Consider the following 24,274-nt stretch of genomic DNA (forward strand, 5'->3'; position numbering starts at 1 on the left):
CTTTTGAACAAGTATGGTTACAATGTGGCATTGCCCATTGCTTCTAGCTCAGTGGCATTGTCTAACCTACTTTCACATAACACAGCAATGATGGATTGGAAGAAACTCCTGACACCAAAAAGACTTGGCAAAACTGAAGTAGAAAATCTTCAGTTTGATCGTACTCCCTTTCAAAAAGACTATGATCGCCTAGTGTTTTCCTCACCTTTTCGTCGTCTCAAAGATAAAACTCAGGTTTTTTCTTTGTCCACAAATGATTACATTCGTACTCGTCTCATTCATAGCCTTGAAGTGTCTTGCGTCGGTCGTTCCCTTGGCAGAATAGTGGGTGAGGCAATTGTAAAAAAATACGACTTTAATCAGGATGGGTTACGTGCTTCAGACTTTGGTGATATCGTATTTGCTGCTTGTCTAGCTCATGATATTGGGAATCCTCCCTTTGGCCATTCTGGAGAGGATGCTATTCGTACAGGATTTGAATCGTGGTACAACACTGTTAACCATGTAGGAGAAAAACTTCTCAGCAAGTCTCAAGAAGCTGACTTTGATTCATTTGAGGGCAATGCACAAGGCTTTCGTATTTTAACCAAGCTTGAAATGCCTCCTAAAAAAGGGGGAATGCAACTCACCTGCCCAACTTTAGCTGCTTTCACAAAGTACCCTAGAGAATCATTACTATCAGAACCTACCTTAAACTGTTACTCAGGTAGAAGTGTTAAAAAATATGGTTTCTTTCAGGCAGAAAAAGATTTATTTGCTGAGGTAGCAGAGACAGTTGGACTAATTCGCCGTCATGACAATGCAGCATGGTGGTCCCGACATCCGCTTGCTTTTCTTGTTGAGGCAGCAGATGACATTTGTTACTCAATTGTTGATGTAGAAGACGCCCATCGTATGGGTTACATCTCATTTGACAAAACCAAGGAATTACTTAACGTTATTGCAAATAAAGATATTCAAGAACATGGTGAAAGCAATACAGAAATAGTTAAGCGATTGCGGGCTTTAGCTATCAATAAACTCATAAATGAGGCAAGTGATATTTTCCTGAAACACGAAGAAGATATACTTTCTGGAGAATTTGATAAGGACTTGTTATCTCTAAGCACTTATGCAAACCACCTACAAGAAATTGGAAAGGAAACTCGGTCGGCTGTTTTTCAACATCCTGACGTTGTTAGTATCCAGATTGCTGGGTATGAAGTTTTAGGGAAATTATTTGCTGAATTTGTTAATGCCGTACTGCACAATAGTAAAAAAGGCAATTTGGTCTATTACATGCTTCCTAAAGAATATAATGATCCAAATCCAGATGAAGATACCTATAACAAAATTCTTAGAGTTACAGACTATATCTCCGGCATGACTGATTCTTACGCTACCAGTTTATTCCAACAATTTAGCGGTATTTCTTTGGGATGAGGGAATTCCAAAAAATAAATTATCCCAAATTATGTGTACATTCGTAGGGGCGCACAGTGCCCCTACGGGATGTTTTTTCACTGGAAGTCTCTAAAGTGACAGCGATCGCACCCTTCCCCTCATTTCCCTACCAACTTAGATAAAATCACTATGGTGCTACTTAACCCTAAGTCTAATGAAAAGCGATCGCTCCCCTTCTCAACCCTCCCTTCAACGTCCCGAACTACTCGCGCCAGCAGGTAACTGGGAATGTGCTAAAGCTGCTGTGGAAAATGGGGCAGATGCGATTTACTTCGGTTTGGATCGCTTCAACGCCAGAATGCGGGCAGAAAATTTTACTGAGGCGGACTTACCTCAATTGATGACATTTCTGCATCAGCGCGGCGTAAAGGGTTATGTCACTGTCAACACACTAATATTTCCCAAAGAACTAGCAGAAGCACAGCAATATCTCCGCACAATTATTGCCGCAGGTGTGGATGCGGTGATTGTCCAAGATATTGGTATATGCCGTCTCATCCGTCACCTGTCGCCTGATTTTCCTATTCATGCTTCCACGCAAATGACCATCACCAGTGCGCCTGGGGTGGAATTTGCCAAGTCTCTCGGCTGTCAATTAGTGGTGCTGGCGCGTGAATGTTCTCTTCAGGAAATCAATAAAATTCAGCAGCAGATCGCCCAACAGGAAACTTCGCTGCCTTTGGAAGTCTTTGTTCACGGTGCTTTGTGTGTGGCGTATTCCGGTCAGTGTTTGACTAGTGAGGCTTTAGGCGGACGTTCTGCCAATCGAGGTGAATGTGCCCAAGCTTGCCGGATGCCCTACGATTTAATCGCTGATGGGCAAGTTGTAAATTTAAAAGAACGCAAATATTTACTCAGTCCTCAAGACCTAGCAGGGTTGGATGTTTTGCCAGATTTGGTGAAATCAGGAGTAACTTGTCTCAAAATTGAAGGTCGTTTGAAAGCTCCAGAGTATGTTGCCAATGTCACCCGTGTTTATCGGCAAGCTTTAGATCGGGTGATGGAGGAACTGGAAAGACCTAACCCCCTAACCCCCTTCCCTACAAGGGAAGGGGGAATTAAAGCTCCCCTTTCCGTTTCGGAGAGGGGCTGGGGGAGAGGTCAATCAGATCAAGAACACTACAACTTAGAGATGGCATTTTCTCGCGGACTTTACACAGGTTGGTTTGGCGGGATTAATAATCAAGAACTAGTTCACGCCCGTTTTGGTAAAAAACGTGGGGTTTATTTAGGTGAAGTCAGCCGCATTCACAACGAACAGGTAACAGTCAAACTGGAAGCGCCTGTAAAACCGGGAGATGGAATTGTCTTTGACTGCGGTCATCCAGAGGCGAAGGAAGAAGGCGGCCGGGTTTATGCTGTGGTGTCCAAAGGTAAAGAAACCATGCTGTCCTTTGGGCGAAATGACTTGAATCTGCGTCGAGTGCATATAGGCGATCGCATTTGGAAAACCAGTGATCCAGAATTAGATAAGCAACTACGTCAAAGTTTTGCTGGCGATAACCCACAATTTCAGCGTCCGATTGACTTGGAGGTTTATGGAGAAGTTGGTCAGGCATTGATTGCGATCGCTCGTGATCAACTTGGTAATATTGTACAGGTAGAGTCCGCAATTTCACTAGTTGAAGCGCACACCAAACCCCTAGATACAGACCGTTTACAAGAACAATTTGGTCGTCTCGGTAACACCCCTTTCTGTTTGGGAACGCTAACTAACCACCTCAGTGGTACTTTTATGCTACCCGTAAGTGAGTTGAACCGGATGCGGCGGGAAATCGTGACGCAGTTGGAAGAATTGCGAAGTCAACCCAAACGCTGGCAATTACATTCTGATGTCTCTTTCCAAGACCTACTACCCTCTTCATCTCCCACCCTGCGGGAAGCTAAAGCTACATCTCCCTCACTCATTGTCTTAGTACGAAACCTCAAGCAACTCCAAGCCGCCCTCAAAGCTGGTGTTAAAACACTATACTGTGAATTTGAAGACCCCCGCGCTTATCGAGAAGCGGTGCAAATGGTGCGCCAACAAGAGCAAAAAAACAAAGCAGAAAATTCTTCACTTTTAACTCCTTTTTGTACAGACGCGATTCATCGCGTCTCTCCTAACTCCCCACTCCCCACAATTTGGGTTGCACCACCCCGAATTACCAAACCGGGCGAAAATTGGATTTTGCAGCAGGTACGTGCTTGTGAGGCAGATGGCTATCTGGTGCGGAACTATGACCAATTGCAATTCTTTGCAGCAGACCGTTGCATTGGAGATTTTTCGCTCAACGTTGCTAATCCCTTAACAGCAGACTACTTTCAGCAACGCTTTGGTTTAGAACGGCTGACGGCATCCTATGACCTGAATATTACCCAACTGCAAGACCTACTTACCAGTTGTCCACCCCAGTGGTTTGAGGTGACAATCCATCAACACATGCCCATGTTCCACATGGAACATTGTGTTTTTTGTGCCTTTCTATCAACGGGTACTGACTATACAAACTGTGGACGACCCTGTGAAAAGCAGGAAGTGAAATTAAAAGACCGTGTAGGTAGCGAACACGTTCTCAAAGCAGATGTAGGCTGTCGTAATACTGTATTTAACGGCACTGCTCAAACTGGAGCCGAGTACGTACAGCGTCTTATAGAACTGGGATTACGTTACTTTCGTATCGAGTTTGTGAATGAAACGCCAGAGCAAGTGAGTAAAACAATACATTGCTATAGTCAATTATTGCGAGGTGAGATTACAGGTTCCCAACTATGGCGAGAGTTGAAGTTGCAAAATCAGCTAGGCGTAACTCGTGGCCCGATGGGAGTATCTGCACTGCGGTCATAATTGATTTTCTGAACGCCCAGCTTGAAAAATCTGTTCGGCGGTCAAGTTTAATTCTGGGAATGTAGGCGATATGATGCGTTGTTTACCGCCGCAGGCATCGCTTCCCCGAAACAGGTTAATTTGATACTCACCATCCAGCAAATAATAAACCGATAAAATTCCCAACTTGTTTAAAAGTCAGGAATCTAACCATCACAAGATAAAGGTTTTATTCTATTCAATTAAAATCCACCATAGTTACAGCACTTGCGTCTGTTATGAGGTACAATAAATTAAAATATAAATACCTCTAAATGAAGTCATACTCTGTCGATCTTCGAGAAAAAATAGTTGCAGCACATCTTCAAAAAAATATCTCAATCAGAAAAGTAGCTAACATATTTTCCGTCTCAAAAAGTTTAGTTCAAAAGCTTGTAAAACAACAAAAACTTGAAGGAAATTTACAATCCAAGCCGCGAGGAAAGCCACAATTTAGTCATCTAACAAATGCTGACATAGAGTTGAGAGAATTAGTTGAATCATATCCAGATGCAACATTGATAGAGTTGTGTGAATTATTTGCAGACAAGACTGGTAATTGGGTAGGTCAAAGTGCAATGTGTCGGGCGTTACAGAAATTAGGATTAAATCGTAAAAAAAAACGAAGCGGAGTACCCAAGCTCTTACTGAGAGAGTCCTGCATTTAAGATTAGATTATTGGGAAAAGGTCAAAAATATAGAGCCAGAAAATTTAGTATTTTTGGATGAAACTGGTGTCCTACTTGGGTTAGCGAGGACTCATGCCCGTTCACAAATGGGAACAAGAGCTTACTCTCTTAACCCCTTCTATAGAGGCTCAAAAGTTACAGTAATTGGAGCAATTAGTCTTAAAAAAGTAGTTGCATTAATGACAATGAATGGTTCAATGGATGGCATTGCATTTGAATTATTTATTGAGAAGTTTTTAGTACCACATTTATGGTCAGGAGCAGTAGTGGTGATGGATAATTTATCCGCACATAAACTAGATTCAATTGTGCCAATGATTGAAGCTGTAGGTGCGAAAGTTATTTGTTTATCCTCATACTCCCCCGATTTTAATCCAATTGAATTATGGTGGTCACAACTTAAATCTTTTTTACGCAATTTTGCTCCAACTACAACAGAAATGGTTGATAAACTAATCTCAGTTGCACTCGACTTAATAAATCCTCAACATTTAAGAAACTGGTTTGCTAGTTGCTGCTACTGTACCTCATAACAGCCGTAGGTGCTGTATCCCTCTTCTGTCACTCTCCGAAAACATTTGCCTTTTCTAAAATCTAGAGCTTTTGTATAACAAGCGATTGCGCGATTATTTTCTAATAACAAATACAAGTCCTATTTTTTTCTAATAGTATAGCTTGTATTGATTGCCTCATGAGGCTTCTAGCGATCACTTTCCCGGAAAGTGACAGAAGAGGGGTATCCCTCTTCTGTCACTCTCCGAAAACATTTGCCTTTTCTAAAATCTAGAGCTTTTGTATAACAAGCGATTGCGCGATTATTTTCTAATAACAAATACAAGTCCTATTTTTTTCTAATAGTATAGCTTGTATTGATTGCCTCATGAGGCTTCTAGCGATCACTTTCCCGGAAAGTGACAGAAGAGGGGTATTTATGAATAATATTTCGACAAGCAATTATTGGGACACTTCGCTTTACCAAGATAAACACGCCTTTGTGTGGCAATATGGCGAAGACTTATTGCAATTACTGAACCCTCAGCCAGGAGAATCGATTTTGGATCTCGGCTGTGGTACTGGACAACTCACAGAAAAAATTGCCCAATCTCAGGCTGAAGTAATGGGAGTTGATTATGCATCTGCAATGATCGAAAAGGCAAGAGAAAACTATCCCCATTTGCGCTTTGAAGTTGCTGATGCTAGGAACTTTCAAGTAAATAAGCCATTAGATGCTGTGTTTTCTAACGCTGTGTTGCATTGGGTGAAAGAAGCAGATCAAGCGATCGCATCCATCCATCAATCCCTAAAACCAGGGGGGCGTTTTGTGGCAGAATTTGGTGGTAAGGGAAATGTGCTAGCGATCGCCACAGCTTTATCTAACGCCTTAGAAGCAATTAATATCCCCGCACAAGCCCTAAATCCTTGGTATTTCCCTAGTATTGGTGAATACGCCACCCTATTAGAACAGCAAGGCTTTGATGTCATCTATAGCACTCTATTTGCTCGTCCAACTCCATTAGCAGAAGGAGAAGCAGGTATGGCAAACTGGATTCGGATGTTCGCCAGCAGTTTTTTAGCAGCACTTTCTGATGAGCAACAAATACAAGTAATTCGCGTCATCGAGGAATATCTTAAGCCAACACTGTATCAACAGGGAACTTGGAAAGCAGACTATCGAAGAATTCGTATAGTTGCCATTAAACTTTAAATTGTACAAATTTTGACTTGTGCCTTAATTACGAATTACGAATTAGTATCAGCTATGCATATACCTAAATTGTGCGATCGCCCTTGGCATTGGTGTAGCGATCGCCAGATATCCTTTTCATTACTACTAACCATTACCCTCTCAGCTTTATTAGTCCCGCCCTCACTAGCGCAAACTTCCTCAATACCGTCACCTTCTAGTGCGCCTCTGGAACTAGACTTATTAACCAAGCCAAAAGACTATGTAATTACAGCTAACACCATTAACCCAGTACAATTAACCGTTCCCAGCTTATGGTGGGCACAACAAAACTCTGAGAAAAAGCTATTGGATAATTGGATAGCATATCCAGCTTCTAACAAAGAACCTGCACGAGTAGACTTGATCGTGAATCAGCAAATTTGGAGCTTACTAGAGTATGTGGAGCGCTACGACTTCGTAAATCGCTTGGGTAGCGCTGCACGGAACTTTGGTTACAACGTCAGGGTATTTAACTATCAAAAAGAACCCTTGGCAACCTACACCTGTAACTTTAGTACAAGTCCAGCTTTATGCAGTATCCAAACAAATCTTAAGAACAAGATAGGGTTACAGCGTTCACTCTAGACAATTAGTAGGGACTGGGGACTGGTGACTGGGAGAGATGAAACGGACAAGGAGAATAACCATGCCCAATTCCCAATTCCTAATTAAACCTTAATTTTGGCGAATAAAGACTCGTATTGTTTTATTACTGATGGGGGTAAGGGAAGTAAAAATTCGCTTTTATTGAAAATGTTGCGATCGCTCTGTAAGATGCTCAATAATGGTTCTTGGATATCGGAAGTGACAATGTTTGTAGAAATTGGTGAATTACTTTTGGTCAGCACCGAAATTTGTTTAGCTGTACTTGGTTTCCAACAAAAATCAATCCATTGATCTGATAAAGTATCCTTAGTAATACCTGCCGGACGTACCCACAAATCTGCCCACATTGCTGTTCCTGACTGGGGGATAACTGCGCCGAGTTGCGGATAACGTGCCAAAGCTGGTAGTACATCGCTTGACCAACCAACCGCTAGCCAAGTGTCTCCCATAATTAGGGGTTCCAAATAGTTATTGGAACTGTAAAATTTCACCTGTTGATTTAATGTCTGTAATTCTTTTTCCAAGTCTGGTACTTGGTCAAGATTCTCTGTATTATAAGATTTTCCTAGCTTCTTTAAGACCAGACCAATAACTTCTCGTGGTTGATTGAGTAGGGAAATGTGCTGCTGCATTTCATCTCGCCATAAATCACTCCAATCTTTGGGTATCCATCCCAAATTTCGCAACTTGTCACGGTTATAAACAATCACCGTGCTACCCCAGCGGTAAGGCGCACCCCACACCTTCCCTTGAGTATCCAAGTTACCTTGGTCGTTGCGCGTTACTAATTTCTTCCACCTTTCATCTAAAGCAGACCACTGTTTTAATTGGTTTCCCCCTACTTCTTGGAGTGGTTGAATCAATTTCTGCTCAATAGCTGCCTTTAGCCAGTAATCTCCCAATGTCACTAGGTCTGCCTCAGCTGCTTTTTGACCTTGCCTAAAGGGTATAAAGCGACTCCATCCCTGCTCATCAGTACTTTTCGGTTTCTGCTGCCAATTTTGTAATTGCTGAAATAAATCCTGTAACTGCTCGACTGGAGAAAACTTTAACTGCACCTGTTGCTGCAAACCGTTGTGGAACTGATTCACCACCTGACCAGGTATAGAACCTTTTAATAACTGCACTTTTAGTTGTGTCTGCTTGTTTCCACCACAGCCAAAAAGCAGTTGTGAAAGTGCCAGCGTACTTGTACTTAACAAAAAATACCGTCGATCCATTGATTTTGGATTTAAAATTTTTGATTATACCTAATATTAATAGGAGTGACGCAAAACTATAAGCGCTCTGGGGCAATACCTGCGAGTTTACTGAAAATGTTCTCGTAAGAGTAGCCGCTTTGTGTCTACATGAATTGCCCCTACCTGAAAATCATTCTTTTTTGGCTATTGTTTGCGTAAGTCCTGATTAAGCAGAGATTTACCAGAGGCTGATTAGCTGAAAAGTAGAGTTGGAAAATTACCAGTATTTTTTATTGGTAACACGTATAAATTTGAAGATTTTACTCAACTTAGCAAGTTTGTCAGCAAATCACTACCTAAAGATTAATTTTTCTCCATAAATTTCCTTAGTGGTACTCATGGTCAAACTTTACTTATATTTAGAATTTCCGCCAAAAATTATCAATACTTAAATAATCCATAAGTATTGTTAAGGTTGGGAGTAAATTGAATAACATAGAGAAAATGTACGGATACAGGGTATTAAATGGAGCCATTACAGCAGCAGATCCTGACTTTAAGCGAAAAACTGGATGCCCTCTGCCAAGTGATTGAGCAACTTGATGTTAAAGTTACTCAAGCTTTCTCAGAGTGTTCTTTAGCGAATACACAAGCAAAGGATAATTATCAGGAAAATGGCTCGATTGGGGGCTACCAGTTCAAAGGACGTATCAGTTTAAATCCAGAAATGGAACACAAGGATGTATTGACAGATGGCATTTATTTAGACATGCATCGTCAAGCTGGAAATAACATAACACCAGAAATTCAAATACAACGACTGACAGCACAATTAACAGCGGCATACAATCGTATTGCTGCTTTAGAAGAACAATTACTTAGAGAGAGAATTCATTGAATTTAACCTGAGTTTGACGAATGAAAAAATGTCTAGAGTTAGGGAAGACAAGCCTTTAGGCTCAATGTCGAGTGATGGCTTTGTAGGAATATATTAAGTATAAACAACTAATTCAGCCATCAAATTGATAAACAAGTTAAACACACTATTACATATATCTACGTAATAGTGTGATATATCTACCTATAAGCTAATACGATTCAGTTGAGCGTCTTATTGCTCGCCTCTATTTGAGACAGTTCTACAATAAAAGCAAAGACATTAAGGTTGAACTAACCTAATGGGTATACCTGAAATAAACCCAAAGATACCAATGCCTTCACCAAGCCTCTACGAAAGTGATTTTTACGCTTGGACACAGGAACAAGTAACTTTACTTCGTAATGAGCAGTGGAGTCAGATTGATCTGCACAATCTGATTGAGGAGATTCAATCTTTGGGTAAACAGCAACGTCAAGAATTGCGAAACCGTCTAAGTGTGTTGATTGGACATTTACTAAAATGGCAGTACCAATCTCAACGCCGTAGCCGTAGCTGGTTAGCAACACTCCGGATTCAACGCTTAGATATTGCTGAACTGCTCGAAGACAATCCTAGCCTCAAACCCTACCTTGAAGAAGCACTTCGCAAAGCCTACCTTAAAGGTGTCGAATTAGCTGTTGGAGAAACAGATTTGCCCAAGCGGACTTTTCCGCTAGAGTGTCCTTACAGTTTATCAGAGATTGTGGACTATGATTTTTACCCCGGTGAACCAAGCAAGTTAGTGGATGAATCAGAGCAGTAATTCACAATTAAAGTAAATCTTCTTCAGATAGCTGGGCTATTTTCATCAAGGCTTTCAAGGTTCCAACTTTCAAATCTTGATTGCGGTGAACAGAAATTGACAGGATTTTTTCTACTTCGGGGTTTTCATAAATATAATGACTGCCAGTAATTCTTTGCAAAACCCAAACTTTTTATTCCACAATCTTACAAAGTTGCTTGCCAGAAACCGATTTCATACAGCAATTTCGACAACTTGATCTGTTGACTCAATTGCATTACGATTATTGGCAACTTCAAGCCAACCTTCAATAGCATCTTTTAAATTAGCCATCACCTCTTCTATGGTGTCTCCTTCGGTAATACAACAGAGAAGCGCGGGAACTTCTGCCCAAAAGCCGCCTTCTTCTGCTGGATGAATGATTGCTCTGATTTTCATAAACCTGTTGAGCTAGTTTGTGAGAATATGTTAGTAACCATACCTGTTTGCTCTTAAATGTGGCTACTCAAATTAATGTTGGTTGCTATGGTTCAAACAATAGCTGCTGCTGCGATCGCACTTTGCAATTAGTTTGGTCTACACCGATACATTGATCAACCATTCCAGCGCATTTAAAATATAGGCCGTATTAAAATCAGATCAACCAATTCCTCTGCACTGTATATCTCCCAAATCATCAGCAGTTCCTTGATCGCGACTTCAACTGGCAACTTCTGGGGAACAATGATCAGTCCTGGACTATAATTGCTTCTGATGAACTTGCGAAACTCTGATGGCATTGTTTTAAGATCATGGCTGACGAGGATACGTTCCTGCTGTGCTGCGATCGCTAATACTTCAGAATCTTTTACACCTTTTAATCCAGCAGCCTTGGCTGTTTGGAAGTCAATCCAGCGTTCTTGTCGCAGAACTCCCGTAACGATCGCTTGCTTCAAATCAGCATCGGCTTGGTAGCTAATAATATTCACGATTCTACCTGTTGTCTTGCTGCCTTGGCTGCCATAAGCTTGTTATACAAAGCAGGATCGGCGGCTTGTAGTGGTTGAGGCATAGTATCAAATGCTGCTGACTCGGCTTCTAGATCAGCATCAATATCAGCACGATTGGCTAGATTGGAAATTTCTACTTGGTAGCTCATGTAGTTTTTTGCTGATGTTCTGACCAAGTTAAAGTACCATTTTCTGCGATATCTTTTAATCCGTCTTCAAAGTCTATTTCGTCGGACTCATCTTCCTGCTTACGGATTTTCAACAGTGACAAAATCTCTTGCAATGTATCGTCATAAGCCAGTTCTATTTGTTCATTAATAGCCTTGATTAACGCTTGCCTTTTAGTTGTAGTTTCCATGTTTCCACTCTTTTCAACTGCTCGTCATTGTCTATACTTTGAACACCTTATTTTACTCTAAACTACTTCTCAGTAAGTCTGAGATATGTTTTCACTTGATGACTAATCTTTTTCTACTGATCAAACAACAGCCGCCTCTGGAATCGCACCCTGCATTCTCCCGAAAGCATCAATCAAATTCTGCAATTGTTGATCTGCTTTAAAAACTCCTAACCCGCGCACCGTCACTTTCCCAGGAGAATACACAAAACGCGTCTTCAGATTGTCTGGTAAATTCGCCGCCAACAAATTCCAAGCTGGTTCTTCCATCGGTGTTTCTAAAACAACGTGCTGCTTGTTTTCTGGTTTAATCCGGCTAAATCCGAGTTTTTTCGCTAGCTGTTTGAGTTCCATGACTCGCAAAAGTTGATTTGCCGACACTGGTAAACTACCATAGCGATCGCACTTTGCATTTTAATCAAAACGTCGCAGTGTTGGGTGGCTGTTAACTTATGTGGCAGTACAATTGCTAGTCTTTGCTGATTTCGACTAACGTTTCACCTGTTCGTAAAAGTTCTAGTGCTTGTAGCAAAGTGGCATTTAAAATTTCTTGCAACCGAGCATTTGATGTGTTTCCGCAAGTTAACCAGATAATCTGCGGTGGTGTTCCCAAACGCTCAACCAAGTCAACAAAATCGCTATCCTTGGTTATCAAGATAACTCCTTGAGCTTTTGCTGCCTCAAAAATCTCAAGGTCTTCAGCATCTCTCAGACCAACATCACGTAAAGCTAAAGCTGTTATACCAAAAGTATGGCTGATCCAAGTTGCGATCGCAGGGGATAAATGTGCATCTACCCAGATTGTCATGCTACTAACACTGGATGATTAAGCTTCCGCGAAGCATATAGTAGTGCTGCTTTGAGATCGTCGGCTTCAAGATCAGGCATTTCTTCTAAAATTTGTTCTGCACTAAGTCCCGCAGCAAACAAGTCCAGTACATCTGATACCCGAATTCTCATGCCCCGAATGCATGGGCGACCACTACATTGTTTGGGATTAACTGTAATTCTTCTAAGTAAGTCTGACATAGGTTTTCACTTGATGACTAATCTTTTTCTACTGATCAAACAACAGCCGCCTCTGGAATCGCACCCTGCATTCTCCCGAAAGCATCAATCAAATTCTGCAATTGTTGATCTGCTTTAAAAACTCCTAACCTGCGCACCGTCACTTTCCCAGGAGAATACACAAAACGCGTTTTGAGATTGTCTGGTAAATTCACCGCCAACAAATTCCAAGCGGGTTCTTCCATCGGTGTTTCTAAAACAACGTGCTGCTTGTTTTCTGGTTTTATTCGGCTAAATCCGAGTTTTTTCGCTAGCTGTTTGAGTTCCATGACTCGCAAAAGTTGATTTCAGGGACAGGTAAACTACCATAGCGATGTTTGCGACGGACTTCTCTACGAGAGACTACGCCTTGAAATGCTAAACTCCGCCTTCTAACTCCTCTAGGTCATTTGCTGTCAGTGGTGCTTGGCCACTGTGGCGCACATACAACACATTAACTGTAGTACCTCGAATCGTAAAAAGTATTCGGTATAAGTTTTTGGCTTTCCCATAAAGGAGTTGGCGTACTTCTTCTGGAAAAATTTCATGTTCGACTGCTAAAGCACAACGTTGGGGCTTCTCTTGTAAGGTAGCAATAGCATTCATCAATCCTCGAAACTAACGATCAGCAAATTCAGGATTCCGCTCTCGATACCAGCGATAAGTTTGCTCAATCTGAGTTTCCGCGATTGGGGTAATCTCAACCTGAAATGCCATACTTTTGCTGCATTTCTTGGAAAAAATCCCCAATGGGGCGAGTTTGACCAGCGTTGAGTTCCTCGAAACCTTGTCCAATTCCAGCAATTGTCTCCAACTGATCAATCAGTTGGCGTAATTTGGTAGGGTCGATTTTGCCAGGATCTAGAAAGGTAACAAGAAATTGAGAGCGATCGCTAATATCTTGCGGTAGTTGGGTAAGGTGAATTTGTCCATCCTGATAAATGCCTTCGATAGTTTTTATCATGAGTTGAAGTTGGGTTGGTATTTCCTTTAATTCTACTAATTAGTCTCAAAGGTCTGGATCTGAAATTCTTGCCTACTCAAGCGTCAATCACCTTTATAAACTTCTCTACGATGCCCTACTCTGACAACAGTTACGACTAGGACATCATCATAAATATGATACAAAATCCGATAATCTCCTACCCTGATGCGATAACGATTTTCACCATTTTTTAATTTTCCAACACCATCAGGGCGTGGATCAAGAGCTAATTGTTGAATTTTGCTCTCTAGCCTTTCTTGAATATCTACGGATAACTTTTTGATCTGTTTAGATGCACTTTTGGAAATTTCTACTTGGTAGCTCATGCAGTTTTTTGCTGATGTTCTGACCAAGTTAAAGTGCCATTTTCTACGATATCTTTTAATCCCTCTTCAAAGTCTCTTTCGTCGGACTCGTCTTCCTGTTTACGGATTTCCAACAGTGATAAAATTTCTTGCAATGTATCGTCATAAGCCAGTTCTATTAGTTCATTAATAGCCTTGATTAACGCTTGCCTTTTAGTTGTAGTTTCCATGTTTCCACTCTTTTCAACTGCTCGTCATTGTCTATACTTTGAACACCTTATTTTACTCTAAACTACTTCTCAGTAAGTCTGAGATATGTTTTCACTTGATGACTAATCTTTTTCTACTGATCAAACAACAGCCGCCTCTGGAATCGCACCCTGCATTCTCCCGAAAGCATCAATCAAATTCTGCAATTGTTGATCTGCTTTAAAAACTCCTAACCCGCGCACCGTCACTTTTCCAGGAGAATACACAAAACGCGTCTTCAGATTGTCTGGTAAATTCGCCGCCAACAAATTCCAAGCAGGTTCCTCCATCGGTGTTTCTAAAACAACGTGTTGCTTGTTTTCTGGTTTAATCCGGCTAAATCCGAGTTTTTTTGCTAGCTGTTTGAGTTCCATGACTCGCAAAAGTTGATTTGCAGGGACAGGTAAACTACCATAGCGATCGCTCCACTCGGCTGCAATTAGCTTTAATTCTGATTTAGATTTGGCTGTAGCTACCGCCCGGTATGCACTCATCTTTTGATCCAAATCGGTGATGTAATCTGCGGGGATAAATGCCGTCAGGTTGAGGTCAATTTGGGTATCCTCCACTTTCGGAATTTCTTGTCCTCGGATTTCCCGAATTGCTTCTTCTAGCATTTCCATATACAAATCAAAACCGATGGCGTCCATTTGACCAGATTGTTCTGCACCTAGCAAGTTACCCACGCCTCTGATTTCCATATCGCGCATCGCTAGCTGATATCCAGAACCTAACTGAGTGAATTCCTGAATTGCTCGTAATCGTTGCCGTGCCGCGTCAGATAACGTCCGCTGTTTCGGATAAAATAACCAAGCGTGAGCTTGGATACCTGCACGCCCCACACGACCGCGTAATTGATACAACTGTGATAACCCAAAGCGGTGAGCATCTTCAATCAAAATGGTGTTGACTCGTGGAATATCTAAGCCAGATTCAATAATTGTCGTACAAACGAGGATGTCTGCGTCGCCATTGCTGAAAGTTAGCATGGTTGACTCTAACTCACTTTCATCCATTTGACCGTGAGCGATCGCAAATCTAGCTCCCGGTATCACTTCTCGCAAATTGGCTGTTGTCTCTTCAATTCCATCTACTCGTGGAACTACATAAAATACCTGTCCACCTCTGTCTAATTCTTGACGAATAGCAGTGCGGATACTTTCGGAATTAATCGGTGACAGATGAGTTTTAATCGGGCGTCTGGTTGGAGGTGGCGTGGTAATCAAACTCATTTCCCGAATTCCCGACAGCGACATATACAAAGTCCGGGGAATGGGAGTAGCTGAGAGGGTAAGCACGTCCACTTGAGTTTTCAGGCTTTTAATTTTCTCTTTTTGGTTCACTCCAAACCGTTGTTCTTCATCTACTACCAATAGTCCTAAATCGCGGAATGTCACACCTTTACCTAAAAGTTGGTGTGTACCAATTACTACATCTAATTCACCAGTTGCCAATCGCTTTTGAATATCACGGCGTTCTTCAGCGGAGCGAAAACGGTTGAGTAAACCGACATTCACAGGGTACGGTGCAAAACGTTCTTTAAGTGTATGGTAGTGCTGCTGTGTTAAAATAGTCGTCGGCGCAAGGAGTGCCACTTGTTTACCGGCGGTGACTGCTTTAAAAACAGCACGAATCGCCACTTCCGTCTTCCCGAAACCGACATCGCCACAAACTAAGCGATCCATTGGGCGATCGCTTTCCATGTCTCTTTTTACATCTTGGACAGCTTTGAGTTGATCCGTTGTAGCTTGGTAGGGAAAAGAATCTTCCAGTTCCTCTTGCCAAGGCATATCACCTGGAAAGCGAAAACCTTCTTGTTTCGATCGCGCTGCATACAGTTTCAACAAGTCCACTGCCAATTTTTTAATGGCTTTGCGGACTTTATTCTTGGTATTTTCCCAAGCTTTACCAGTCATCCGATTGAGTTCTGGTGCTTTATCCCCTGCGGCGCGGAACCGGGATAAAGCACCTACTTGATCGGCTGCAACTCTGAGTAATCCGTCAGCATACTGCACCACCAAATAATCACGAGTTTCGTTATTAATCGCCAAACTTTCCAGCTTGACAAATTTGCCAACACCATGATTTCTGTGAACTACATAATCACCTGGACGCAGCTTATTGGGATCAACTTGCTTAGAAGTCGCTTTGTGGCGCTTGCGGATATAGCCGGGAGTCGCCAAGGAATGCTGCCCAAAAAATTCCCGATCTGTAACGATTACCAAGCGGTAGGTAGGCAGGATAAAACCTTCTAATTCTGCAAGCCCAGAATATTTTAGGGCTATGGGAATATGGTTAATTTGCAGCTTATCAATCGCTTGGTAGTCGCGGGGATTCGGGATAAACTGAGCCGGACAATCATGTTCTTGCAACAGCGAGACAGAACGCGAAGGTTGAGCAGAAAGCAGCCAGATCGAGAAATTGCGATCGCGTTCTTGGCGGATGGTTTCAGCTAGTTTCGCAAACTGGTGTGGCGTAGCTGGAACAGGACGGCTAGCAAGATTTATCCCACTATTTTCTTCTGAAAGTTCCGATAAATATAATGTTTTAAACTTAGCAACATCAGCCAAACACTCATCAAAAGAACGATGGATTTTTGGCAATGTTAAGGAAGTGGGGGTAGATTCCTCCCCATGCCCCATGCCCCATGCCCTATGCCCAATTCCCCATTGTTCCTCAGCATTTTCTACCCAGCGATCGCTATGAGCATGACACTGTTCTGGCTCATCAATAGCAATCAGGGTATTTTCTGCTAAGTAGTTTAGCAGAGATGCTGGTTGCTCAAACGCTAACCCCAAAAAGCGACGACTACCCTCAATCAGTGATGATTGCTGAGTGCTGTTAGCGGTAGCGGGGCGTTCAGCCCGTTCTGAGTCAGAATTTAACTCAGCACTCAGCACTCCAAACTCAGCACTATTTTTCAGTGCAGCCATGACGATGGGAGTAAAGCTAGTGGGGGTAAGAATTAACTGGTCAACTTTGTCGAGGGCGGAACGTTGGGTTGCGGGGTCAAATTCCCGCATTTGCTCAATTTCATCACCAAACCATTCCAATCGGACTGGAAACTCAGAGGAAACCGGGAACACATCAACAATATCGCCCCGCCGACTCCATTGCCCTTCCATTTCCACCAAAGGAACTCTTTCGTACCCCAAAATAGTTATTTTCTCACTGAAGGCATTCAAGTCTAATTCCATCCCTTTTTTCAGGGTAAGACAGAATTGCTCAAAAGCTTCTGGTGGTGGCAAATGAGGTTGCAGCGCCCCTTGAGTAGCCACGATCGCCATCTTGGGTAATTGAGAATTGGATGGGATCTGGTTTTCTTCCCCATGCCCCATGCCCAATGCCCCATGCCCCATTCCCAAATCCGCCAATACCTGCATTTGCCCCCAACTCATCTCAGTTTCCGGGTCAAAAGGTTCGTAGGGAGAAGCCTCGGAGGTGGGGTAAAAATGTACTGTTTGCCATCCCATTGCCTCCAGTTGTGCGTAAACGCGTCCAGCTTCTTCCAGAGTGGCGCAAACTACGAATAAATCTTTGCCCTGAGCCTGTGCTAATGCCGAAGCCACCAGAGATTTGGGCAGTCTGGGAATGCCATTTAACCGCAATTCTTGTTGTCGATTCAGCTTAGAAATAAATTCAGTAGTAAGCGACGATCGGCCTAAGGCACGCACAATAGAAGAAAATGACATAAGTACTACTAGCGATGGGAGTCTTTGTGGGTCAGCAAGTCTTGAGGCAGTTTATGTCAACTATTTTAAAAGTGTTAACAGCCTTCTTATTCCTTCGGTGGAAGAATAATCTACAGCGACTAATAAACTTAAGAACTATAACTATTACTTTGTGTACAGTCAAAGCATTTATCAAAACACCTTTAATACTAGATACTAGGGATTGAGCTACGTTCGCTCTGATAAGCGGCAATTTTAAACATGTCCTCCATCACTTTTGAAATTTTAATCATTTTGGTGCTAATTATTGCCAATGGCGTGTTTTCTATGTCTGAGATGGCGATCGTCTCGGCACGGAAAGTTAGGCTACAGCAGCTTGCTAATCAAGGAGATGTCAAGGCAAAGGCAGCATTGAAACTAGCGGAGTCTCCAAATCATTTCCTGTCAACCGTTCAAGTGGGTATTTCCCTGATCGGTATCCTGACTGGTGCTTTTGGAGGAGCAACAATTGCCAGTCGATTGGCAGTCTATGTAAAACTTGTCCCCTTGTTAGCACCTTATAGTGAACCGCTATCCTTTGGAATAGTGGTTTTGATTATTACCTATTTGTCACTGATTATTGGCGAATTGGTTCCGAAGCGTCTGGCGTTAAATAACCCAGAAAGGATTGCATCGATTGTAGCGATTCCAATGCGTGCTTTATCGGCGATCGCTTCTCCAATGGTTTATCTCTTAAGCGCCTCTACAGATTTGATCCTGCGAGTGCTGGGAATTACAGCTTCTACCGAGCCGCAAGTCACCGAGGAAGAAATTAAAATCTTAATTGAGCAAGGCACTGAGGCAGGAACTTTTGAGGAAGCTGAACAGGATATGGTGGAGCGAGTCTTTCGTTTAGGCGATCGCCCTGTCAGCTACTTAATGACACCCCGTCCCGATATTGTTTGGCTCGACTTAGACGACTCTGCTGAAGAAAATCGCCAAAAAATGGTTGATAGTGCCTATTCTCGTTATCCAGTTTGTCAGGGGGGACTTGACAATGTGCTGGGTGTTATCCCAGTCACCGACTTATTAGCTAGGAGTTTCCGAGGAGAACCACTCGACTTGACTATCGGATTGCGCCAGCCCGTATTTGTGCCAGAAAGCACCCGTGGCTTGAAAGTTTTGGAATTGTTCAAGCAAACCATTACTCACATGGCGCTGGTAGTCGATGAATACGGCGTGATTCAAGGATTAGTCACTCTCAACGACATCATGAGCGAAATCGTGGGTGATGTTCCTTCAACAGATGGACAGGATCAACCACAAGCTGTGCAACGTGAAGATGGTTCCTGGCTTTTGGATGGGATGTTACCTGTAGAGGAGTTTTTGGAACTTTTCGGTATGGAAGAGTGGGAATCTGATGAACGCGGCAGTTATCAAACACTAGGCGGTTTTGTCATCACCCATTTAGGACGTATTCCTGCCGCAGCAGATCATTTTGAATGGCAGGGGATGCGAATTGAAGTGATGGATATGGATGGTAACCGCGTTGATAAAGTGCTAGTCGTACCAAAGGCAAGTAAATCAGCGGATACGAGAAAATCTGACTAGCGATCGCTAGAGCATTGGGCATTGGGCATTTGACGATTATAAAGTCATGCCGTTTGCAACTTTTACTTAAACGGATACAAGTCCCTACATTTATTTATAGGGATGGTTAATTTTGAATTTTGAATTTTGAATTCGGAGCGAAGCGACGTGACTGCTGCTGTCTTTTTAGAAAACGTCTACAAGTTTTACAACAATGTACCTGTAGTCAATGACCTGTCATTCAAAATTGAGGCGGGAGAGATATTTGCTCTACTTGGCCCGAATGGTGCGGGTAAATCAACCACAATTCGGATGCTGACTACACTCACGAAACCGTCCCAAGGACGGATAGAAGTAGGTGGATATGATGTGATGAGCCAAGGAATGTTGGCAAAACAGAGTATTGGCGCGGTTTTGCAACAAGTCAGTGTGGATAATGATTTAACCGTCTGGGAAAATATGGAACTGCACGGGAGACTACATCACATTAGTAACCCGCAGCGACAAAAATTGATTAATCAATGGCTAGAGTATGTTGAACTCACAGAAAAACGCGATGATTTGGTAAAAACTTTGTCTGGGGGTATGAAACGACGGTTGCAGATTGCGAGAGCTTTATTACATCAACCACAAATTTTGTTTTTGGATGAACCAACGGTAGGACTAGACCCCCAAACCAGGCGACGCCTCTGGGAAATTATTCGGGATTTGAATAAACAAGGGATGACGATGCTACTGACGACCCATTATATGGATGAGGTCGAATATTTGTGCGATGCTTTCGGCTCTACCAAGCCAGGACGCATCGGCATTATGGATAGCGGTAAGCTGATTTCTTTGGGAACTTTACAACAACTGCGTTCTGCTCACGGTGAAGGTTTAGTGATGAAACAATTAGGTGTGTCTGATGTGGGAAGTGATGGCGCTCGTAGTTGGGAATATCTGTTTTTCCCATCCTTGGAAGCAGCAAATATCTACTTGAATGAACAGCCCGATAAAACCGGAATGATGGTGCGTCCCTCTAACCTGGAAGATATTTTTGTGGAATTAACGGGACGCCAGTTAGATTAACCTCATCCTCCTAACTGTCGCAGCATGGTTTCTACCCTTTCTACGCCATCTGAGTCATTGCGTCGCTTGTACAAGTCACGCGCTTTCTGAAGCAAGCTGTTTGCTTGTTTGGCTTGTCGTCGCTGTTTATACATCGAACCCATCAATTCATAAGTCTGGGCGTTGTTTTTATCTAAGCTGATTGCTTGTTCATAAGCCCAGGTAGCAGCAGTATAGTCTCCCATACGCGATTGCGTTACAGCCAATCCTAAATAGGCGTTAACGTTGTTACGGTTCAGTTGTATAGCACGACGGTAGCCTTCCTTTGCCCCACGTGTGTCGCCCAAATTGGCTTTGATGTAACCCACAGCGTAGTAAAAATCACTATTGTTAGGGTTGATACCGATCGCACGACGATAAGCAGTTAATGCTGCCTGGTAATTTCCCTGTTGAGCGTATAAGTAGCCAATACCTGAATGGATTTTAGCATTCTTGGGATCTATGCTAGCTGCTTGCTGATAAACCGCGATCGCACCACCATAATCACCAGCATCTACTAACCTCCGTCCTTCTTCTAGTAGTTGCTTTAACTCTGGGTTTTTGGCTTGCGCCACTAATACCTCAGCCTGAGCTACTGAAGGTATGGTGAAGGTAAAACATCCTAGTAACACCACACTAAACACGAATGATGTTGGCTTGTACACAGTAAATTTCCTGAAATTTTAGAGGACTTTTTTTCTTGTACATTAAAACAAAAATATGGACTTTTGAAAACTGTATTTCTTCGTATTAATTAAGATGTCAATATTTCATCCACTCTTTCCTTTACAATCAGCACTTCATAACAGAGTTTTTACTGAAGGATAAAGTGTAAGATATCAAGTTTCAGATGAAGTTACCCTACATATAAATCAGTACAATCGCGAAATAACACTGTTTTTTGTCAGTAGTTATACGTGTTTCCTAGAAATCCCAACAGCCATCTGACTTAATTCTAGATATTGATTTGCCAAGCTTACAGGCTTTGAGATTCATTCCTGTTTTTATTGAGTTTAAGAATTTGCTGGCTCTGTATCCAACTTTGCTCATCTTTTTAGTCTTTAATACTACCCTTTGAGAAGTAATGATCCAGGCGTTAACATCATTTTTTTGTCATTACACGGTAAGATAAACTTAATCAGTCAAATGTTCCTTTAAGTCTTAGTTTCTGTTGAGGAAAATATTACAGATGCAAACGCGAGCTAAAATTGTGTGAGAAACATTCTCTCACACTTATCTTCTGTAATCGAAGTTACAATCGCTAAAGTATTTTGATAAACACTTTGATAATAAATATCAACCTATATTCTATCTAGGAGGCTAATTTATGATTATAACGACCACTGATGTAATTCAAGGAGCCATGATTGAGTCGTATTTAGGCATTGTGACAGCAGAAGTAGTCTACGGCAGCAATTTCTTGCGGGACTTTTTGGCTGGTATTCGAGATATTATCGGTGGACGCACTGCTAGCTATGAGCGTCTATTTGAGCAGGGTCAACGCAAGGCATTAGAAGAATTAGAACAACGAGCACAACGTTTAGGAGCTAATGCTGTGATCGGGATTGAAATTGATACTGGCACAATCAATCTTGATCAGTCAGGAGTTCTTTTGCTGATTACTGCCACAGGCACAGCTGTGAGGATGCGTTCAAATAATTCGTAATTTGTAAAATTCGTAATTCGTAATGGCGCTCCCGGACTTTTTAACTGGCAATTCAGTTTTGTATGAAGTCTAATTGCATACACAATTCAAGCTAGTTTCTTGTAAAAATTAATAATTTAATCCTAATTTAAAAATTTTCATAATTGATAATTTCTAAATAATTATTTTGGACATTAAAAAATACTAAATTATATTAAAACTTGTTAAACAAAAGTCTATTTTTTATCACTAAAGACATAGGTATTAACTCTTTCTATTGATAGAGATAAAAGTAGGTGATTTAGTTATTTAATCTTAATCATAAAGATGAATATACCTGAGCAAGAACTTTGCTGAAAAAGCACTGGAGAACATAAGCTATGTCATACGTAAATCGAACAGGCAATGACGTTATTCCTACTGACACTGTGGTAGCAGGTCGAGTAGCCGAATATCATGACCGTGTTCGCTGGGGGCCAATTATTGCCGGTTTGTTGGTTTCTTTAGCTACACAACTAATTTTGAGTTCTATAATTGGTGCGATCGCAGCTGGTACAGTGGAAGGTTCAGGTGCGCCTAGAACAATTGCCCCTGATGCTACGGGTAATGCGGGGCTTTGGTCAACTATCGCTTTACTAATTTCCTTATTTACTGGTGGTTGGGTTACAGCCCGTGCTTGTGGGCCAATGAATCGCAATACAGCGCTTCTTAACGGCGCAATTCTTTGGGCAACGACTTTGGCAGTTAGCTCATGGCTCTTTGCAAGTGGAGTATCGGGTGCTTTTGGTGTTGCGGCTTCCAACGCTGGGGAAGTGATAAACCAGGTACAACAGCAGGGTACTGCCCCCAACATACCGCAAACAAATGTAACTGCTCAACAAGCTCGTGACATTGCAGCAAATATACGTTCGGGATTATGGTGGTTTGTGTTTGGTTCCTTATTGGGTTTAGTAGCCGCAATGATGGGAGCCGTAGCTGGTGCTCGTAGTCCCCGGACTAACAATTACACAGCTTAAAGAAGTATCTGAAAAATCAAATATTAATAACCCAGATCCTCAACTTCTTGCTAAAAGTTGGGGATCTGGGTTATTGGTGTAGATAATTGGTCTTTGAAGACGCGATAAATCGCGTCTCTACATGAGGGTTGACTTGTATCCTTAGTTCACCATTTCAGGTATGAACCTTCAATCCCCTCTTCACGCCGAATTTTGCCATCTTTTTCAAACCAAGCAATTACTTGTGGTGCTGTCAAATCTTCAATAGCAACATCATACTCTTGGGCGATATGCTTCAAAAGCTTAAGTGATGAAATTGTCAATCTTGTTAAAAACTTTTCTGGGGAAGACAACAAAGCCGCGTCTACTTTTGCTGACTCTTCCAGGGTTAAAAATTGTGCTGATGGTTGCTGTGGTAGTACGTCCATAAACGCTATCTCAAATTTAGTTGGGCATTGGTTCTTGAAAAAATGACAAATGACTAATGACGAACTTGTACCAAATACCCACAACGATGTTCACCATCAATAATCCAGTGGGTGCGTTCTACGGTACAATCTGGTAATACAGCTGCAAACATTTCTAATTCGTGACCACAAATGCTGGGGAAAGACTCGGCAACATTAGAAATCGCACAGTTATGCTCCATTAAGATAAAGCGATCGCACTCAAAGGAGTCATTTACATCAACAGCATGATACTCCGCCATGAAGCCTTCCGCTTTTCTTAACTCTACTAAGTTGGCTACACGTTCTCGCAGTGAACCATTACCGACGCGATCGCGATATTCTTTAGCTTTACGCTGCCACTGCTTCTCTAAAATCGATTTAAATTGGTCGTGTCCTACCGTTTCGGCTAAAGTGTCCAGCAACGAAACCGCAAAATTTCCGTGGCCATCACCAAAGCGATCGCTCATTGTTCGATGCAAGCGATCGCGTCCTTGACGACTCAATTCATAAAGATGCTGCGGCCGCCCCATCCCCGCCGCCTGCACTGATGTCGAATACAAAACTAGCTCCTCCGTCTCCAAATCTTTGAGATGGCGACGAATAGCTTGGGGGGTAACGTCTAAAACTTCAGCTAGCTCCAAAGCCGTTGCTTTTTCGTGTTTGTGCAGATACTCAAGGATATCTTGCTTGGTTGAGGACTGGTGGGTAGTCGCCATCTTCATTTGGTGCGAGA

The 24,274-nt window shown here is 42.2% G+C and carries 29 protein-coding genes and 2 pseudogenes; 12 read left to right on the forward strand and 19 right to left on the reverse strand.

Annotated elements, in window-relative coordinates; all coding sequences use genetic code 11:
- Positions 1-24: 24 nt before the first annotated feature.
- Both HUN01_RS23590 and HUN01_RS23595 read left to right on the forward strand, forming a co-directional pair.
- On the forward strand, positions 25-1,422 hold the full coding sequence (locus HUN01_RS23590; RefSeq protein ID WP_238845563.1) for a deoxyguanosinetriphosphate triphosphohydrolase: 1,398 nt from the start codon (positions 25-27) through the stop codon (positions 1,420-1,422).
- Positions 1,423-1,597: 175 nt separating this feature from the next.
- Positions 1,598-4,270 carry a U32 family peptidase gene (locus tag HUN01_RS23595; RefSeq protein ID WP_181928221.1) on the forward strand — a complete coding sequence of 891 codons (2,673 nt, stop codon included), beginning with the start codon at positions 1,598-1,600 and terminating at the stop codon, positions 4,268-4,270.
- On the opposite strand, the gene HUN01_RS23600 is transcribed toward HUN01_RS23595, so the two are convergent.
- Positions 4,265-4,435 (reverse strand): hypothetical protein, encoded by a 171-nt coding sequence (locus HUN01_RS23600; RefSeq protein ID WP_181932957.1) that lies wholly within the window; start codon positions 4,433-4,435, stop codon positions 4,265-4,267. The two genes, HUN01_RS23595 and HUN01_RS23600, sit on opposite strands and share 6 nt — an antisense overlap.
- Before the next feature lie 128 nt (positions 4,436-4,563).
- On the opposite strand from HUN01_RS23600, the gene HUN01_RS23605 reads away from it, so the two are divergent.
- The 4 genes from HUN01_RS23605 (at position 4,564) to HUN01_RS23620 (ending at position 7,288) form a co-directional block, all read left to right on the forward strand.
- A complete protein-coding gene (locus HUN01_RS23605) occupies positions 4,564-4,956 on the forward strand; it encodes a helix-turn-helix domain-containing protein (RefSeq protein ID WP_181927396.1) in 393 nt (130 codons plus the stop codon).
- 53 nt (positions 4,957-5,009) lie between these two features.
- A complete protein-coding gene (locus HUN01_RS23610; RefSeq protein ID WP_181927395.1) occupies positions 5,010-5,510 on the forward strand; it encodes a transposase in 501 nt (166 codons plus the stop codon).
- 398 nt (positions 5,511-5,908) lie between these two features.
- Positions 5,909-6,682: a class I SAM-dependent methyltransferase gene (locus HUN01_RS23615; RefSeq protein WP_181928222.1), complete on the forward strand. Its 774-nt coding sequence runs from the start codon at positions 5,909-5,911 to the stop codon at positions 6,680-6,682.
- 54 nt (positions 6,683-6,736) lie between these two features.
- Complete coding sequence (locus tag HUN01_RS23620; RefSeq protein ID WP_238845566.1) at positions 6,737-7,288, forward strand: hypothetical protein; 552 nt, start codon at positions 6,737-6,739, stop codon at positions 7,286-7,288.
- A gap of 83 nt (positions 7,289-7,371) precedes the next feature.
- Here the strand turns inward: HUN01_RS23620 and HUN01_RS23625 are convergent, their stop codons facing one another.
- Entirely contained in the window at positions 7,372-8,529 is a 1,158-nt protein-coding gene (locus HUN01_RS23625) for an extracellular solute-binding protein (protein WP_181928223.1), read from the reverse strand.
- A gap of 487 nt (positions 8,530-9,016) precedes the next feature.
- Here HUN01_RS23625 and HUN01_RS23630 point away from each other — a divergent pair, with 487 nt between their 5' ends.
- Together HUN01_RS23630 and HUN01_RS23635 are read left to right on the forward strand one after the other, a co-directional pair.
- Entirely contained in the window at positions 9,017-9,388 is a 372-nt protein-coding gene (locus HUN01_RS23630) for a hypothetical protein (protein WP_181928224.1), read from the forward strand.
- Positions 9,389-9,701: 313 nt separating this feature from the next.
- Positions 9,702-10,172, forward strand: coding sequence for a DUF29 domain-containing protein (locus HUN01_RS23635; RefSeq protein WP_203219498.1), 471 nt, complete (start codon positions 9,702-9,704; stop codon positions 10,170-10,172).
- Between the two features lie 7 nt (positions 10,173-10,179).
- On the opposite strand, the gene HUN01_RS23640 is transcribed toward HUN01_RS23635, so the two are convergent.
- The 14 genes and pseudogenes from HUN01_RS23640 to mfd form a co-directional block, all read right to left on the reverse strand.
- Positions 10,180-10,332, reverse strand: coding sequence for a type II toxin-antitoxin system HicA family toxin (locus HUN01_RS23640; protein WP_238845568.1), 153 nt, complete (start codon positions 10,330-10,332; stop codon positions 10,180-10,182).
- Positions 10,333-10,385: 53 nt separating this feature from the next.
- Entirely contained in the window at positions 10,386-10,589 is a 204-nt protein-coding gene (locus tag HUN01_RS23645; RefSeq protein WP_181928226.1) for a type II toxin-antitoxin system HicB family antitoxin, read from the reverse strand.
- Positions 10,590-10,762: 173 nt separating this feature from the next.
- Positions 10,763-11,119 (reverse strand): DUF5615 family PIN-like protein, encoded by a 357-nt coding sequence (locus HUN01_RS23650; RefSeq protein ID WP_181928227.1) that lies wholly within the window; start codon positions 11,117-11,119, stop codon positions 10,763-10,765.
- Positions 11,116-11,289: a hypothetical protein gene (locus HUN01_RS23655; RefSeq protein ID WP_181932958.1), complete on the reverse strand. Its 174-nt coding sequence runs from the start codon at positions 11,287-11,289 to the stop codon at positions 11,116-11,118. Before HUN01_RS23655 ends, HUN01_RS23650 begins: the two co-directional genes overlap by 4 nt.
- On the reverse strand, positions 11,286-11,498 hold the full coding sequence (locus HUN01_RS23660) for a hypothetical protein (RefSeq protein ID WP_181928228.1): 213 nt from the start codon (positions 11,496-11,498) through the stop codon (positions 11,286-11,288). Before HUN01_RS23660 ends, HUN01_RS23655 begins: the two co-directional genes overlap by 4 nt.
- Before the next feature lie 120 nt (positions 11,499-11,618).
- Positions 11,619-11,939 (reverse strand): annotated as a pseudogene (locus HUN01_RS23665) (TRCF domain-containing protein); the annotation flags it as partial.
- Between the two features lie 67 nt (positions 11,940-12,006).
- Positions 12,007-12,345 (reverse strand): DUF5615 family PIN-like protein, encoded by a 339-nt coding sequence (locus HUN01_RS23670; protein ID WP_181928229.1) that lies wholly within the window; start codon positions 12,343-12,345, stop codon positions 12,007-12,009.
- A complete protein-coding gene (locus tag HUN01_RS23675) occupies positions 12,342-12,566 on the reverse strand; it encodes a DUF433 domain-containing protein (RefSeq protein WP_181928230.1) in 225 nt (74 codons plus the stop codon). The genes HUN01_RS23670 and HUN01_RS23675 overlap by 4 nt, the downstream gene beginning before the upstream one ends.
- A 35-nt stretch (positions 12,567-12,601) precedes the next feature.
- Positions 12,602-12,918: pseudogene (locus HUN01_RS23680) on the reverse strand (TRCF domain-containing protein); the annotation flags it as partial.
- A gap of 44 nt (positions 12,919-12,962) precedes the next feature.
- The gene (locus HUN01_RS23685; protein WP_238845573.1) at positions 12,963-13,190 is read right to left on the reverse strand and encodes a hypothetical protein; all 228 of its coding nucleotides are present in this window, start codon (positions 13,188-13,190) and stop codon (positions 12,963-12,965) included.
- 94 nt (positions 13,191-13,284) lie between these two features.
- On the reverse strand, positions 13,285-13,548 hold the full coding sequence (locus HUN01_RS23690) for a hypothetical protein (RefSeq protein ID WP_181928231.1): 264 nt from the start codon (positions 13,546-13,548) through the stop codon (positions 13,285-13,287).
- Between the two features lie 83 nt (positions 13,549-13,631).
- Positions 13,632-13,895 (reverse strand): type II toxin-antitoxin system RelE family toxin, encoded by a 264-nt coding sequence (locus HUN01_RS23695; RefSeq protein WP_181928232.1) that lies wholly within the window; start codon positions 13,893-13,895, stop codon positions 13,632-13,634.
- Positions 13,892-14,104 (reverse strand): hypothetical protein, encoded by a 213-nt coding sequence (locus HUN01_RS23700; protein ID WP_181928233.1) that lies wholly within the window; start codon positions 14,102-14,104, stop codon positions 13,892-13,894. Before HUN01_RS23700 ends, HUN01_RS23695 begins: the two co-directional genes overlap by 4 nt.
- Before the next feature lie 120 nt (positions 14,105-14,224).
- The gene (gene mfd / locus HUN01_RS23705; protein ID WP_181928234.1) at positions 14,225-17,815 is read right to left on the reverse strand and encodes a transcription-repair coupling factor; all 3,591 of its coding nucleotides are present in this window, start codon (positions 17,813-17,815) and stop codon (positions 14,225-14,227) included.
- A 240-nt stretch (positions 17,816-18,055) separates the two neighbouring features.
- Between mfd and HUN01_RS23710 the strand changes: the two genes are divergently transcribed.
- A complete protein-coding gene (locus HUN01_RS23710; RefSeq protein WP_181928235.1) occupies positions 18,056-19,384 on the forward strand; it encodes a hemolysin family protein in 1,329 nt (442 codons plus the stop codon).
- A gap of 147 nt (positions 19,385-19,531) precedes the next feature.
- A complete protein-coding gene (locus HUN01_RS23715; protein ID WP_181928236.1) occupies positions 19,532-20,434 on the forward strand; it encodes an ABC transporter ATP-binding protein in 903 nt (300 codons plus the stop codon).
- A gap of 2 nt (positions 20,435-20,436) precedes the next feature.
- Here HUN01_RS23715 and HUN01_RS23720 read toward each other — a convergent pair whose 3' ends face one another.
- A complete protein-coding gene (locus HUN01_RS23720) occupies positions 20,437-21,117 on the reverse strand; it encodes a tetratricopeptide repeat protein (RefSeq protein ID WP_181928237.1) in 681 nt (226 codons plus the stop codon).
- A 662-nt stretch (positions 21,118-21,779) separates the two neighbouring features.
- On the opposite strand from HUN01_RS23720, the gene HUN01_RS23725 reads away from it, so the two are divergent.
- Positions 21,780-22,118 carry a YbjQ family protein gene (locus tag HUN01_RS23725; RefSeq protein WP_069072825.1) on the forward strand — a complete coding sequence of 113 codons (339 nt, stop codon included), beginning with the start codon at positions 21,780-21,782 and terminating at the stop codon, positions 22,116-22,118.
- A gap of 359 nt (positions 22,119-22,477) precedes the next feature.
- Positions 22,478-23,113, forward strand: a complete 636-nt coding sequence (locus HUN01_RS23730) for a hypothetical protein (protein WP_181928238.1) — start codon at positions 22,478-22,480, stop codon at positions 23,111-23,113.
- A 146-nt stretch (positions 23,114-23,259) separates the two neighbouring features.
- Here HUN01_RS23730 and HUN01_RS23735 read toward each other — a convergent pair whose 3' ends face one another.
- A complete protein-coding gene (locus HUN01_RS23735) occupies positions 23,260-23,520 on the reverse strand; it encodes a hypothetical protein (RefSeq protein ID WP_181928239.1) in 261 nt (86 codons plus the stop codon).
- A gap of 53 nt (positions 23,521-23,573) precedes the next feature.
- Positions 23,574-24,257, reverse strand: coding sequence for an iron-sulfur cluster biosynthesis transcriptional regulator SufR (gene sufR / locus HUN01_RS23740; RefSeq protein WP_181928240.1), 684 nt, complete (start codon positions 24,255-24,257; stop codon positions 23,574-23,576).
- Positions 24,258-24,274 lie beyond the last annotated feature (17 nt).

The organism is Nostoc edaphicum CCNP1411, from assembly GCF_014023275.1.
In the GTDB taxonomy this organism is placed as follows: Bacteria; Cyanobacteriota; Cyanobacteriia; order Cyanobacteriales; family Nostocaceae; genus Nostoc; species Nostoc edaphicum_A.